This window comes from Mesobacillus boroniphilus JCM 21738 (assembly GCF_000517385.1).
GTDB classification, from domain to species: Bacteria; Bacillota; Bacilli; order Bacillales; family Cytobacillaceae; genus Mesobacillus; species Mesobacillus boroniphilus.
Genome location: NZ_BAUW01000047.1, coordinates 16621 through 31345, shown reverse-complemented (window position 1 = coordinate 31345; position 14725 = coordinate 16621). Strand labels below are relative to the sequence as shown.

10 protein-coding genes and 3 pseudogenes are annotated in these 14725 nt (G+C 45.8%); 12 read left to right on the top strand and 1 reads right to left on the bottom strand.

The genetic code is table 11. From position 1 onward, the window contains the following. The 10 genes and pseudogenes from JCM21738_RS25940 to pyrG all read left to right on the top strand — a co-directional run. A partial coding sequence (locus tag JCM21738_RS25940) for a hypothetical protein (RefSeq protein WP_243463020.1) occupies positions 1-184 on the top strand: 184 nt, incomplete at its 5' end. Positions 185-207: 23 nt separating this feature from the next. Further along, complete coding sequence (locus JCM21738_RS13405; protein WP_023613539.1) at positions 208-1395, top strand: acetyl-CoA C-acetyltransferase; 1188 nt, start codon at positions 208-210, stop codon at positions 1393-1395. A 72-nt stretch (positions 1396-1467) separates the two neighbouring features. Next, complete coding sequence (locus tag JCM21738_RS13400) at positions 1468-2319, top strand: 3-hydroxybutyryl-CoA dehydrogenase (RefSeq protein WP_023613540.1); 852 nt, start codon at positions 1468-1470, stop codon at positions 2317-2319. A gap of 60 nt (positions 2320-2379) precedes the next feature. Beyond that, positions 2380-3510, top strand: coding sequence for an acyl-CoA dehydrogenase (locus JCM21738_RS13395; RefSeq protein ID WP_023613541.1), 1131 nt, complete (start codon positions 2380-2382; stop codon positions 3508-3510). 159 nt (positions 3511-3669) lie between these two features. After that, positions 3670-4808 (top strand): annotated as a pseudogene (locus tag JCM21738_RS13390) (acyl-CoA dehydrogenase). Positions 4809-4826: 18 nt separating this feature from the next. Further along, complete coding sequence (locus tag JCM21738_RS13385; protein WP_023613543.1) at positions 4827-5480, top strand: TetR/AcrR family transcriptional regulator; 654 nt, start codon at positions 4827-4829, stop codon at positions 5478-5480. A 2-nt stretch (positions 5481-5482) separates the two neighbouring features. Continuing rightward, entirely contained in the window at positions 5483-8743 is a 3261-nt protein-coding gene (icmF, locus tag JCM21738_RS13380) for a fused isobutyryl-CoA mutase/GTPase IcmF (RefSeq protein WP_034330733.1), read from the top strand. Between the two features lie 585 nt (positions 8744-9328). Then, positions 9329-9535 (top strand): hypothetical protein, encoded by a 207-nt coding sequence (locus tag JCM21738_RS13375; protein WP_023613545.1) that lies wholly within the window; start codon positions 9329-9331, stop codon positions 9533-9535. A 117-nt stretch (positions 9536-9652) separates the two neighbouring features. Beyond that, positions 9653-10240 carry a DNA-directed RNA polymerase subunit delta gene (gene rpoE / locus JCM21738_RS22545; protein ID WP_023613546.1) on the top strand — a complete coding sequence of 196 codons (588 nt, stop codon included), beginning with the start codon at positions 9653-9655 and terminating at the stop codon, positions 10238-10240. Between the two features lie 264 nt (positions 10241-10504). Beyond that, a pseudogene (gene pyrG / locus JCM21738_RS13365) lies at positions 10505-12107 on the top strand (CTP synthase). Positions 12108-12210: 103 nt separating this feature from the next. Here the strand turns inward: pyrG and JCM21738_RS13360 are convergent. Then, positions 12211-12732, bottom strand: a complete 522-nt coding sequence (locus JCM21738_RS13360; protein ID WP_023613548.1) for a DUF2529 domain-containing protein — start codon at positions 12730-12732, stop codon at positions 12211-12213. 202 nt (positions 12733-12934) lie between these two features. Here JCM21738_RS13360 and JCM21738_RS13355 point away from each other — a divergent pair, with 202 nt between their 5' ends. Together JCM21738_RS13355 and JCM21738_RS13350 are read left to right on the top strand one after the other, a co-directional pair. Continuing rightward, positions 12935-13303: a response regulator gene (locus tag JCM21738_RS13355; RefSeq protein ID WP_023613549.1), complete on the top strand. Its 369-nt coding sequence runs from the start codon at positions 12935-12937 to the stop codon at positions 13301-13303. A gap of 489 nt (positions 13304-13792) precedes the next feature. Continuing rightward, positions 13793-14649, top strand: a pseudogene (locus JCM21738_RS13350) (class II fructose-bisphosphate aldolase). Positions 14650-14725: the final 76 nt, after the last annotated feature.

Genomic DNA, 14725 nt, shown 5'->3' with positions numbered 1-14725 from the left:
TTTAATAGGAAATTATAAAATATTTTCAATGTGGATAACTATCCAGGTTTTCTTAATCCAGCTCCAGCGCTTGTCGGGGCTGAGCGAGGCGCTTGCGCTTTTTGTTCTTGGACCAGTTTCGAGCGAGCGTTCAGTCAATCAAAAAAGACTGGATTTAGATTTATTTTTCATTTTCCAAAATTAATAGATTGAAAGGGAGAGATGGCAATGGGAAAGACAGTCATTTTAGCAGGAGCTAGAACACCATTTGGCAAGCTTGGCGGAGCTTTGAGCGGATTCACGGCCAGCCAGCTTGGCGGAATCGCTGTAAAAGAAGCGATGGCACGCGCGGAAGTAAAGCCTGAAGAAATAGGCGAGGTCATTCTTGGCACTGTGCTGCAGGGAGGCCAGGGACAGCTCCCTTCACGCCAGGCTGCAAGAGAAGCTGGAATCCCGTGGGAAGTAAAAACGGAAACAATCAATAAGGTTTGTGCATCAGGCATGCGCAGCTTGACGCTAGGTGACCAGATCATCCGTGCGGGAGACGAAGAAGTCATCGTTGCCGGCGGAATGGAGTCAATGAGCAACGCGCCTTACATTCTTCCAAAAGCACGCTGGGGATTAAGAATGGGCGACGGCCAGGTGAAGGATTTGATGATCCATGATGGATTAACTTGCAGCTTCAAAGGAGTCCACATGGGCACTTACGGAAATGAAGTAGCGAAAGAATATGAAATCAGCCGTGAGGAGCAGGATGAGTGGTCATATCGCAGTCACCAGAGGGCGATTGAAGCAATTGAATCAGGAAAGCTTGCGGAGGAAATCGTTCCGGTTGAGGTGCCACAGCGGAAGGGCGACCCAATTTTGGTCCAGCATGACGAAGCGCCAAGGAAGGATACATCAGTTGAAAAACTGGCTAAGTTGGGACCGGTTTTCAACTCGGATGGCACGATTACTGCCGGCAATGCACCGGGAATCAATGATGGCGCGGCGGCCCTCGTGCTGATGAGCGAAGAGCGCGCACAGCGTGAAGGCAGGACACCGCAGGCGGTCATCCTTGCGCACGCAGCCATCGCAACAGAAGCGAAGGACTTCCCGAAGACACCTGGGATTGTCATCAATGAGTTATTGAAAAAGACCGGCAAGTCGCTGGAAGAAATTGATCTATTTGAAATCAACGAAGCTTTTGCTGCAGTCGCATTGACGAGTGGACGCATTGCGAACCTTGATCCGGAAAAAGTCAATGTGAACGGCGGTGCGGTTGCCCTTGGCCACCCTATCGGCGCAAGTGGGGCACGCATCATCCTCACTTTGATGCATGAACTGAAGCGCCGCGGCGGCGGGGTCGGCATTGCGGCGATCTGCTCAGGCGGAGGCCAGGGAGACGCAGTGATGATTGAGGTTCCTAAGCAATAAGGATTTTGATAATAGACGGGAGGGCAATGAGAGCTGCCCTTCCTTGATATGATTTTTATAGGAGGAGATAGAATGAGTGTAAATAAAATCATGGTAATCGGCGCAGGACAAATGGGATCAGGCATTGCCCAAGTATGTGCACAGGCAGGATATGATGTGTTTTTGAATGACCTGAAGCCAGAATTTATAGAACGCGGTCTGGCCGGCATCAAGAAAAACCTTAACCGTCAGGTGGACAAAGGGCGGATGACTTCCGAGCAGCTTGATGAAGTTGTTAACAGAATCACTTCTTCCACAGACCTTCAGGACGCAAAGAACGTCGACCTTGTCGTTGAAGCTGCTGTCGAGAACATGGATATCAAGGCGAAAATCTTTGCCCAGCTTGATGAAATTGCACCTGAACACGCAATCCTTGCTTCCAATACATCATCCTTACCGATCACCGAAATCGCCGCAGCAACAAAGCGTCCGGAAAAAGTAATCGGCATGCACTTCATGAATCCAGTGCCGGTGATGAAGCTCGTTGAAATCATCCGCGGGCTGGCGACTGCAGATGAAGTCTACCAAACAATCGAAGACATCACAAAAACATTGGAAAAAGTACCAGTTGAAGTGAACGACTTCCCAGGCTTCGTTTCAAACCGCATCCTGATGCCGATGATCAATGAAGCGATTTACACACTGTATGAGGGAGTAGCGACCAAGGAAGCAATCGACGAAGTCATGAAGCTAGGTATGAACCACCCAATGGGACCGCTGACACTTGCAGACTTCATCGGCCTTGATACCTGCCTCTACATCATGGAAACACTTCACGAAGGCTTTGGCGATGACAAATACCGCCCTTGCCCGTTGTTAAGAAAATATGTAAAAGCAGGCTGGTTAGGCAAAAAATCAGGCCGCGGTTTCTACACATACGAGTAGTTATTTTTCGTGAATCCGTCCTTACATAAATTTTTTGTCTGGACGCGGGGAGGGTCAACAATGAATCTGAGATTTACAGAAGAGCAGGAAATGATGCGCAAAATGGTGCGGGATTTCGCGCAAACCGAAATCGCTCCATTTGTTGAAAAAATGGAAGAGGGCGAGTTTCCGAGGGAGATTTTAAAGAAGATGGGTGAGCTTGGCTTGATGGGAATCCCGGTTCCTGAAGAGTATGGCGGATCGGAGATGGATTTTATCTCCTATATCATTGCGATTCATGAAATCTCAAAGGTCAGCGCCACAGTTGGCGTCATCCTATCTGTCCATACTTCGGTCGGAACGAATCCAATTCTGTACTTTGGAACAGAAGAGCAGAAGAGAAAGTATGTGCATAAACTTGCTGCAGGCGAATATCTCGGTGCATTCTGCCTGACAGAACCAAGCGCAGGGTCAGATGCTGCCAGCCTAAAAACAAGGGCGGTTAAGAAAGATGGACACTATGTGTTGAACGGCTCGAAGGTGTTCATCACGAACGGCGGAGAAGCAGATGTGTACATCGTGTTTGCTTCCACTAATCCCGAGGCAGGTCCAAAAGGCGTTTCCGCTTTTATCGTCGAAAAAGATACCCCGGGCTTCATCGTCGGCAAGGATGAGCACAAAATGGGACTTTACGGTTCTCGCACGGTCCAGCTGACATTCGAGGATATGAAGGTGCCAGAAGAAAACTTGCTTGGCCAGGAAGGCGAAGGGTTCAAAATCGCAATGAGCAATCTTGACTCCGGACGCATCGGCATCGCCGCACAGGCTCTTGGAATTGCCGAAGCTGCATTGGAAGCGGCGACTGACTACGCAAAAGAAAGAGTCCAGTTCGGCAAGCCAATCGCTGCCCAGCAAGGTGTCGGCTTCAAGCTGGCAGACATGGCAACATCCGTCGAAGCTGCGAAACTATTAATCTATCGCGCTGCCCAGCTGCGCTCAGAGGGCCAAATATGCGGAATCGAAGCCTCCATGGCAAAGCTTTTCACATCACGCACAGCAGTAGAAGTCACCACAGAAGCAATCCAGGTATTCGGCGGCTACGGCTATACAAAAGAATACCCAGTCGAACGCTACTTCCGCGATGCCAAAGTAACCGAGATTTACGAAGGAACTAGTGAGATTCAGAGGATTGTTATTAGTAAGCAACTATAAAAACAAAAAACTTTGCCTCCCATCCTGCTGAGTAGTGAAAAAAGGTCATCGTTGGCAAGAAAAGCCCGGAGTCATGACAGGTTTGGGTGTGAAAGTTTTAAAGCCTTCAAGAAAATCCAGTATAACTTAATCAAATAAACAGTAACGGAGGAAACAAAAATGAATTTTCGATTATCCGAGGAACATGAAATGATCCGAAAAATGGTCCGCGATTTTGCCAGGAATGAAGTGGCTCCGACAGCTGCAGAGCGTGATGAAGAGGAACGCTTTGACCGCGAGATTTTTGACAAGATGGCTGAACTTGGCCTGACTGGTATTCCATGGCCTGAAGAGTACGGCGGAATTGGCTCAGACTATCTTGCATACTGCATCGCGGTTGAAGAATTGTCCCGTGTTTGTGCGTCCACTGGCGTAATGCTTTCAGCACATACATCACTTGCTGGATGGCCAATCTTCAAGTTCGGCAGCGAAGAGCAGAAGCAAAAATACTTGCGTCCAATGGCTGAGGGCAAAAGCATCGGTGCATACGGCCTGACTGAGCAGGAAGCGGTTCAGATGCGGGTGCGATGAGAACGACAGCGAAGGAAGATGGCGACCATTACGTGCTGAATGGTTCGAAAATCTTCATCACAAACGGCGGTGTAGCGGATATCTATGTTGTATTCGCTTTGACTGACCCGTCAAGCAAACATAAGGGAACGACTGCGTTCATCGTGGAAAGCGACTTCCCTGGATTCTCAGTCGGCAAGAAGGAGAAAAAGCTCGGCATCCGTTCATCTCCTACAACGGAAATCATCTTTGAAGATTGCCGTGTTCCAAAGGAAAACATCCTTGGTGAAGTTGGCGAAGGATTCAAAATTGCAATGATGACGCTTGATGGCGGCCGTAATGGAATCGCGGCACAGGCTGTCGGAATCGCACAGGGTGCGCTTGATGCTGCAGTAGATTATGCAAAAGAACGCCAGCAGTTCGGCAAGCCAATTGCGGCTAACCAGGGAATCGGCTTCAAGCTTGCGGACATGGCTACATCTGTCGAGGCTTCAAGACTATTAACCTACCAGGCGGCATGGCTGGAGTCTGAAGGTCTTCCGTATGGCAAGGAGTCTGCGATGTCCAAATTGTTTGCCGGCGACACAGCGATGAAAGTGACAACTGAAGCAGTACAGGTATTCGGAGGCTACGGATACACGAAGGATTATCCGGTTGAACGCTTCATGCGCGACGCGAAAATCACACAAATCTATGAAGGAACACAGGAAATCCAGCGTCTTGTTATCTCCAGGATGCTGACGAAATAACAAGGCGGGTAGATGTTGATGAAAAAGCGAGAAGTGCAGGCGTCGGTAAAAGATGAGCGACTTGTGAAAAAAAGGCGCGACCAGATGATCAAAGGAGCCGTAACCCTTTTCAAGCAGAAGGGCTTCCACCGCACCACGACCAGAGAGATTGCCCGGGCTTCAGGCTTTAGCATCGGTACCCTTTATGAATATATCCGGACGAAGGAAGATGTGCTCTATCTTGTCTGCGACAGCATCTATGACGAAGTTCGCGATCGCCTTCAGGAAAATCTCGACACCAATCAGGGGACGCTTGAGAGCCTGAAGGTAGGGATTGCGAATTACTTCAAGGTCATGGACGACCTGCAGGACGAAGTGCTCGTCATGTATCAGGAGGTAAAGTCGCTGACAAAGGATGCCCTTCCTTACGTGCTGAAAAAAGAGATTGAAATGGTGGGGATGTTCGAGGTTGTCATCCAGCACTGCGTCGAAAATGGAGAGCTTGATTTGGATGAGAAGCACGTCAAGATCATTGCCCATGATATTTTCGTCCAGGGGCAGATGTGGGGATTCCGCCGCTGGGCGCTGCAAAAAATATACACTCTCGAAGAGTATACTGAACTGCAAACTGAATTGCTTTTCAAGGGGATCAAGGGGTCGGAAATGAAATTAAGAACGGGGGGAACAAAATGAGTATGCCGGAAACGTATAAGCCAAAAAACCATATTCGCTTTGTGACAGCTTCAAGTTTGTTTGACGGCCACGATGCCTCAATCAACATTATGAGAAGGATTCTCCAATCAATGGGCGCTGAGGTCATCCACCTTGGCCATAACCGCTCCGTTGAAGAGGTTGTGAATGCCGCAATTCAGGAAGATGCGCAGGGGATCGCCATTTCTTCCTACCAGGGCGGACACGTCGAATATTTCAAGTATATGTATGATCTTTTAAAGGAAAAAGGCGCTTCCCACATCCGAATTTACGGCGGTGGCGGCGGGGTTATCATTCCTCGGGAAATAAAAGAGCTTCATGAATACGGTATTGCCCGGATTTTTTCTCCAGAAGATGGCCGGAAATATGGCCTTAACGGCATGATCGAGCAAATGATCAAGGAATGTGATTTCCCGACGGTAACTCCAGAAGGTATCGAGGAGATCGAAAAGCTTGAGGCTGGAGACCCGAATGCGGTTGCCAAACTGATCACAATTGCTGAACAGCATGTCGGTTCGGAAAAGGAAACAGCAGCTGCTGTTGAAACGCTGATGGAAAAAGTAAAAACTTTGTCAAAATCCGTTCCGGTTGTCGGTATCACCGGTACAGGCGGAGCGGGAAAAAGCTCGTTGACCGACGAATTGATCAGAAGATTCATCAATGAGATTCCTGAAAAACGGGTAGCGATTTTATCAGTCGACCCGACCAAACAAAAAACAGGCGGCGCACTTCTCGGTGACCGCATCCGCATGAACGCGATCTTCTCTCCACGCGTTTATATGCGAAGCCTTGCGACAAGACAATCCAGGTCAGAATTATCGCTGGCAATTAAAGATGCGATCGAAGTTGTAAAAGCAGCAGGCTTTGACCTGGTCATCGTCGAAACAAGCGGAATCGGACAGGGCAATGCTGGAATCACCGATGTGTGCGATGTTTCGATGTACGTCATGACTAGCGAGTTCGGAGCACCATCACAGCTTGAAAAAATCGACATGATTGATTATGCAGATTTGATTGTCATCAATAAATTCGAGCGCAAAGGATCTGAGGACGCTAAGCGCCAGGTGCAAAAGCAGTATCAGCGCAGCCATCTGTTCTGGGACAAAGAACTGGACGAAATGCCTGTGTACGGCACAATCGCCAGCCAATTCAACGACCCGGGCACAAATGCACTTTTTGCAGCTTTGGTCAATAAAATCAATGAAAAAGCAGGGGCGAATTGGACGACATCTTTCTCTACAAACGCAGTAGTTGAAAAACAGAATGTCATCATCCCCAATGACCGTCGCTATTACCTGCGTGAAATATCCGAAACGGTCCGCGGCTATCATAAGCATGCTGCAGAGCAGGCAGACCTTGCACGCAGATTGTTCCAGTTAGAAGGAACGATAGAGGCTGTAAAAGAAAGTGGAAGTAACAGCGAAGTGCTATCTTCTCTCCAACTGTTAAAGGAAGAAGTAGAAAAAAAGCTGACGCCAGAATCGAAACATATCATCGAAAACTGGGAAGCATTGAAAGAAAAGTACAGTGCTGACCAGTTCGTAACGAAGATTCGCGATAAGGAAATTGTCACTGAGCTAAGAACTAAGAGCCTTTCAGGTTTAAGCATCCCTAAAGTGGCATTGCCAAAGTACAAGGATTACGGCGAGATTTTACGCTGGGTGTACCTTGAGAACGTACCAGGAAGTTTCCCGTATACTGCGGGTGTTTTCCCGTTCAAGCGCGAAGGTGAGGATCCAAAGCGCCAGTTTGCTGGTGAAGGGACACCGGAACGGACGAATCGCCGCTTCCATTACCTGTCCAAAGACGACAATGCAAAGCGTTTGAGCACGGCTTTTGACTCTGTTACTTTATACGGTGAAGATCCTGATTACCGTCCGGATATTTACGGTAAGGTCGGTGAGAGCGGTGTCAGCGTTTGTTCGCTTGATGATATGAAAAAGCTGTATGCAGGATTTGACCTTTGCCATCCGTCGACATCCGTGTCGATGACGATCAACGGACCGGCGCCGATCATCCTGGCAATGTTCATGAACACAGCGATTGAACAGCAGGTACAAAAGAAGGAATCTGAGCTTGGCCGCAAGCTGAATGATGAAGAGATTGCGCAAGTGAAGGAAATGACGCTGCAGACAGTCCGCGGAACTGTTCAGGCAGATATTTTAAAAGAAGACCAGGGACAGAATACTTGTATCTTCTCTACTGAATTCGCGCTAAGAATGATGGGCGACATCCAGCAATATTTTATCGATGAGAAGGTTCGAAACTACTATTCTGTTTCGATTTCCGGCTACCATATTGCGGAAGCCGGAGCGAATCCGATTTCCCAGCTCGCATTCACACTGTCAAATGGCTTCACGTATGTTGAATACTATTTGAGCAGAGGCATGAACATCGATGATTTTGCGCCAAACCTGAGCTTCTTCTTCTCAAACGGCCTTGATCCTGAGTACTCCGTGATTGGCCGAGTTGCCCGCCGCATCTGGGCGACAGTCATGAAGAACAAATACGGCGCAAATGAGCGAAGCCAGAAGCTGAAGTATCATATCCAGACATCTGGACGTTCACTTCACGCACAGGAAATCGACTTCAACGATATCCGTACGACGCTTCAGGCGTTAATGGCATTGCATGATAACTGTAACTCGCTTCATACAAATGCTTATGACGAAGCAATCACAACACCGACGGAAGAATCTGTTCGCCGTGCGATGGCCATCCAGATGATTATCACGAAGGAACACGGATTGACGAAGAACGAGAATCCGCTCCAGGGCGCATTCATCATTGAAGAGCTGACTGATTTAGTAGAAGAAGCAGTCCTTCAGGAATTTGAACGGATCAATGATCGCGGCGGCGTCCTTGGTGCGATGGAAACACAATACCAGCGCGGAAAAATCCAGGATGAGTCGATGTACTACGAGATGAAGAAGCATTCAGGGGAGCTGCCGATCATCGGTGTGAACACCTACCTGAATCCAAATCCTCCATCCGAGGAAGAAATCGACAAGATGGAACTTGCGCGTGCGACGAAAGAAGAAAAAGAAACCCAGATCAGCAACCTTGAATCCTTCAAAGGCAAAAACAAGGATCAAACCGAAGAAGCACTCAATCGCCTGAAAGAGACAGCGGTCAGCGGAGGCAATATTTTTGCAGAACTGATGGAAACCGTAAAATATGCGAGCCTTGGCCAAATTACCCGGGCACTATACGAAGTAGGCGGCCAGTTCCGCAGGAATATGTAATAAAAGCTAATGGTCAATTGTAAAATTGGTTGTAGTGGAAACAGCAAATGTAGGTTAAGACTGATCCCAAAGATTAATGTTTAAAAATGAATTTTTAATAAATAAGTTGATTGGAACGGAAGATGCGAGACTCCTGCGGGATCAGCGGGACAGGTGAGACCCCGCAGGCGCTTTAGCGCTGAGGAGGCTCACCGCACGCCCCGCGGAAAGCGAAGCATCCTGGAGTGGATATCAACTTATTAAATTTAAGAATAAAAAAAGTGATATTGTTTAAAAACAAAAGCGACGGTGTATAAAGGTAGGACGTGGCATCAGAGCTTTTTGGCAATGGATCTAGAATGGGCAAGGTGGCTTGTAGGAAAACTATAAGCATCTTGCATTTTGTTATGCTCTTTTCGTAAACTAGCATTAACCTATTAATAATCATTAATAGCTATGAATCAGCTTCTATGAAGAGAGCACGAATATAAGATGACATTTGGTTCAAAAACAACTTTTATAGAATTTTTCATATCTTTTACCAAATAATCTTATATAATCTAGATATCAGCTAATACATACGACCTACTTCAGGATGTGAAATTTGTGAGATCGGTGTTATTAACGGCAGGGGCTGTTATAGCAGTTGCAGCCATGTATTATCTTTACCAGCGACAGCTGGGGGCTATATCTTTTTTCATTCTTTCGATTGCCTTCTTTTTCATGGCTTATGCCCAGCTTAAAAAGAGAAAAAGGAATGACAGCAGGAAAGCGGATAATGAAAGTGAAAAAAGGCGAGAAAAGGACAGATAAAACTGGCATAAAGGTTTAAAATCTGTTTATAATGTAGAATATGCATTCTGGGATATTTTCCTTGTTTTCGGACGCAAGGCCGGGTAAGGCCTGGAATAGAGAAAGGAAGTGCAAAAATTGAGTTTAAATCAATACTCAAAAGAAGAGCTTCAAGAAATGTCACTGATTGAAGTTGCCTATGAAATTTTAAAAGAGAAAAAGCAGGCTATTACATTCCAAGACCTTATGGCAGAGATCAAGAAGGTCATGAAATTGAACGAGGCCGTAGTGACTGAAAAAATGGTTCAGTTCTATACAGATATAAACATAGATGGTCGTTTCATGTCCCAGGGTGAAGGCCGCTGGGGACTGCGCGTTTGGTATCCAGTTGACCAAATTGAAGAAGATAATGTCACGGCAGTCAAGCCGAAGAAGAAGAAGGCTAAGAAAGCTGTCGATGAGGATGACATTGATCTTGACGAATTCGATGAAATCGATGAGGAAGATCTGGACTTCGATGATGACATCGAGGAGTTTGATGACGATGATGATCTCGATGATGATGACGATGATGATGATGATGATGATGATGATGATGATGATGACTTCGATGAGGATCTTGAAGACACTGATGACTTCGACGACGACGATGAGTTGTTAGAAGACGAAGAAGAAGATCTTCCACTTGAAGAAGAAGACATGGAAGACGAGGACGAAGAACTGTAATTAACAGCTTGACTTTTACCAGGACCGGCTGTAGAATACTTTTTGGGCTCCTTAAAAAAGGACGATTATGTAAAACAGCTACAAAACGCTCCCCATACTTTGTATGCGGGGCGTTTTTTTATTTTGTGCAGATTGTTGAAAACCCCCGGCGAAATAGGTTTGCATGGATGTAATGCAGACCGATGAAATAGTTAAAAATTTTACTTATAAATCAATTAAACAGGTACATATTGTACAAACTGTTTGATGAGGGGGATTACACAAATGGCAAAGTATATTTTTGTGACAGGCGGCGTAGTTTCGTCATTAGGTAAGGGAATCACGGCAGCATCCCTTGGCAGATTGCTGAAAAACAGGGGTATGAATGTAACAATTCAGAAATTCGATCCATACATCAACGTGGATCCTGGGACAATGAGCCCTTACCAGCATGGTGAAGTATTCGTTACAGACGATGGTGCTGAAACGGATCTGGACCTTGGCCACTACGAGCGTTTCATCGATATTAACCTTAATAAGTACTCAAACGTGACGACAGGAAAAATTTATTCGACTGTCCTGAAAAAAGAACGCCGCGGTGACTACCTGGGCGGAACAGTACAGGTTATCCCGCATATCACGAATGAAATCAAAGACCGCGTTCCGTGCAGGAAAAGCAACAGGGGCAGACGTTGTCATCACAGAAATCGGCGGTACAGTAGGGGACATCGAATCATTGCCGTTCCTTGAAGCAATCCGCCAGATCAAGAACGACGTTGGCCGTGACAATGTCATGTACATCCACTGTACTCTTGTTCCATACATCAAAGCTGCAGGTGAAATGAAGACGAAGCCGACTCAGCACAGCGTAAAAGAACTTCGAAGCCTTGGCATCCAGCCAAACATCATCGTTCTTCGTACAGAAATGCCGATTTCACAGGAAATGAAGGACAAGATTGCCCTTTTCTGTGACATCGATAAGGAAGCGGTAATCGAAGCGGCAGATGCGGATACATTATATTCAATCCCGCTTGCGTTGCAGGACCAGAAGATGGATCAGCTCGTATGCGACCACTTCAAGCTAGATTGCGGCGAAGCGGACATGACAGAATGGAATGCGCTAGTTGAAAAAGTTTCGCATCTTTCAGGTAAAACCAGAATTGCTCTTGTTGGTAAATATGTTGAGCTTCAAGACGCTTACATTTCAGTAGTTGAATCATTGAAGCATGCTGGATACGCATTTGACAGTGAAATTGAAATTAAGTGGGTCAACTCTGAGGAAGTGACAGAAGAAAATGTCGTTGAATTGCTAAATGACGTAGATGGCATCCTGGTTCCAGGCGGATTCGGCGACCGCGGTATCGAAGGGAAGATCCTTGCGACCAAGTACGCTCGTGAGAACAAAGTGCCGTTCTTCGGTATTTGCCTTGGCATGCAGCTTGCATCCGTTGAATTTGCACGCCACGTACTTGGCTTGAAAGACGCTCACTCTGCGGAAATCATGCCAGGCACGCCATACCCGATCATCGACCTTCTTCCAGAACAGAAGGACATCGAAGATCTAGGCGGTACTCTGCGTCTTGGACTATACCCATGTAAGCTTGGTGAAGATACGAAAGCCTTCGCTGCTTACAACGACGATTTGATCTATGAGCGCCACCGCCACCGTTACGAGTTCAACAATGAATACCGCCAGGCAATGGAAAAAGAAGGATTCATCTTCTCTGGGACAAGCCCGGATGGCCGTTTAGTTGAAATTATCGAGCTTAAAGATCACCCATGGTTCCTTGCATCCCAGTTCCATCCGGAATTTACATCAAGACCAACACGCCCGCAGCCATTGTTCAGGGACTTTATTGAAGCATCAATCAAGGCAAGTAAGAAATAGGCGGGAAATAGCAAAAAAGCCAGTGAAATTTCACCGGCTTTTTTGTGTTTATAGAGAATTTTAAAAAGAGCTTGTATTTCTTTTGATTAGGAAAATTCCTCAGTTAGTACTCCTCTAAAATTTCCTCAATCGTAAATTTCAACCCGAAGTAAATGTATAATGCGACGAGGGAAGTGGGATAGCCGACTCTGTTGCCCAGTTCGTCAGGAAGGAGTCCTTTTTTCAATCTCAAATCTATGTGCACGTCAGCCATAGTATCCAGGCCTGCAACTTCATTTTCACCGCGGACAGTGGAGATGGATACGAACGGTATTTCTTTTTCCTGTAAATCGCGCGCTGCTCCGACAGCCTCTTCGTCGTCTGCATATCGGCTTACAAGCAGAACTCGGTCGGCAGCCTCGAGCTCGACGTCCTCTGTTAAAATCGCAGCAGATTGCAAAGGTTCCTCGCCATAAACTGCCTCAAGGGCTACCGCCTGCATCTCCTTGATACCGAAAATATAAACAGTTCCCTCGCCAGCTGCAGCTTGTGCAAGCAGCCGCGCTCCGTCCTCAATTGAGAAATCTTCTTTTTCCTGAAGTCTGTTGAACAAACCTGTCAGCTGTGTCGAAAACATTTTTAACATAACAGCAGCACCTCCGTTTTTGCCAATACTGATTATAAAGTACTACAATGGGAATGAAAAAGCATCTGTCGAAAAATAAGTTTGAAAATATGGGAGGAATTTCAAGCTTTTTAACGAATTGTGTAAATGGGGATAAGACGAAACCATTTCCTGGACAAACACATTTAACAATATACTACATTTATTAGGGGGAAGAGGCGGCATGAAAGAAAAAATACTAATTGTAGACGATCAGTTTGGCATCAGAATTCTACTTAATGAAGTGCTGCAAAAAGAAGGTTATCAAACATTTCAAGCTGCAAATGGCGTCCAGGCCCTGGATATCGTTAAAAAGCATCCACCAGATCTAGTACTTTTGGACATGAAGATCCCTGGTATGGATGGAATTGAAATTTTAAAAAGAATGAAAGTGATCGATCCCGAAATCCGCGTCATCATCATGACCGCTTACGGCGAGCTTGATATGATCCAGGAAGCAATGGATCTGGGTGCGCTGACCCACTTCGCAAAACCATTTGATATTGATGACATCCGCGCAGCAGTTAAAAAATACTCGCAAACCGTTTCTTAATTAAAGGCTGTTTTCGTAAAGATTGTTGTTGAAACGTAATATATACCCATTTTGCAGGTCGGTATTAAGTTTTCATACTCTTTTCTCATAAGATGCGTCAATTCACGAAGGAATATAGGCAATTCATCCAATTTTGTAGTCAATACCAACAAAGTTTGAGTAAAGAGCTTAATCAAAAACAGATTACATAGAAATGTCCTCTCGCATTTTCGGAGGGCATTTCCTTTTTAAAAGCAGGTAAAACCAAAGTTTACAGACTAGTTAAATTATTGGTAACGCTTGCTTTATAGCATTTTTATGACACTTGCAAAAACAAGGCTTGAACAATGGCAATTCTTATTTTCTTCTGGTATGATACTTATGAATTCCACAGGATCATTTCGTTTTGATGAATGCCATCTCGGTACATAATCAAAAGCAGAGAAGGAAAACCTTTAAAATGGCAGCATTGTCAAAATGAAAATCGATCATAACGAAGGAGGAAAAGATATGCCTTTAGTTTCAATGACTGAAATGCTGAAAAAAGCGAATGCGGAAGGCTACGCAGTTGGGCAATTCAACTTAAATAACCTTGAATTTACTCAAGCGATCCTTCAGGCTGCAGAAGCTGAAAAATCACCAGTTATCCTTGGTGTTTCCGAAGGTGCTGCACGTTACATGGGCGGCTTCAAAACAGTAGTGAAAATGGTAGAAGGATTGATGGAGGACTACAAAACAACAGTTCCTGTCGCAATCCACTTAGACCATGGTTCAAGCTTTGATAAATGTAAAGAAGCAATCGATGCAGGTTTCACATCTGTCATGATTGATGCTTCACACGGTCCTTTCGAAGAGAACGTTGAAATCACTTCAAAAGTGGTAGAATACGCTCATTCAAAAGGTGTTTCTGTTGAAGCTGAATTGGGAGTAGTTGGCGGACAGGAAGATGATGTCGTTGCTGCTGGCGTTATCTATGCTGACCCTAAAGAGTGTGAAGAACTTGTTCAGCGCACTGGCATCGACTGCCTTGCTCCAGCACTAGGATCTGTTCACGGCCCTTACAAAGGCGAACCGAACCTTGGCTTCAAGGAAATGGAAGAAATCAACAAAACTGCTGGCGTACCATTAGTGTTGCACGGCGGAACTGGAATCCCTACAAAAGATATCCAGAAGTCCATCTCTTTTGGAACAGCTAAAATCAACGTTAACACTGAAAACCAAATTGCTTCTGCTAAAGTAGTTCGTGAAACACTTGCTGCTAAGCCGGAAGAGTACGATCACGTAAATACCTTGGACCAGCTCGTGACGCAATCAGAGAAACTGTAATCGGCAAAATGCGCGAATTCGGTTCTTCTAATAAAGCGTAATCGCATTAAAATTTTGTTATAATTAAAACCGCCTTACAATAAGGCGTTTTTGTCCATTTATATCAGACTGAAAATT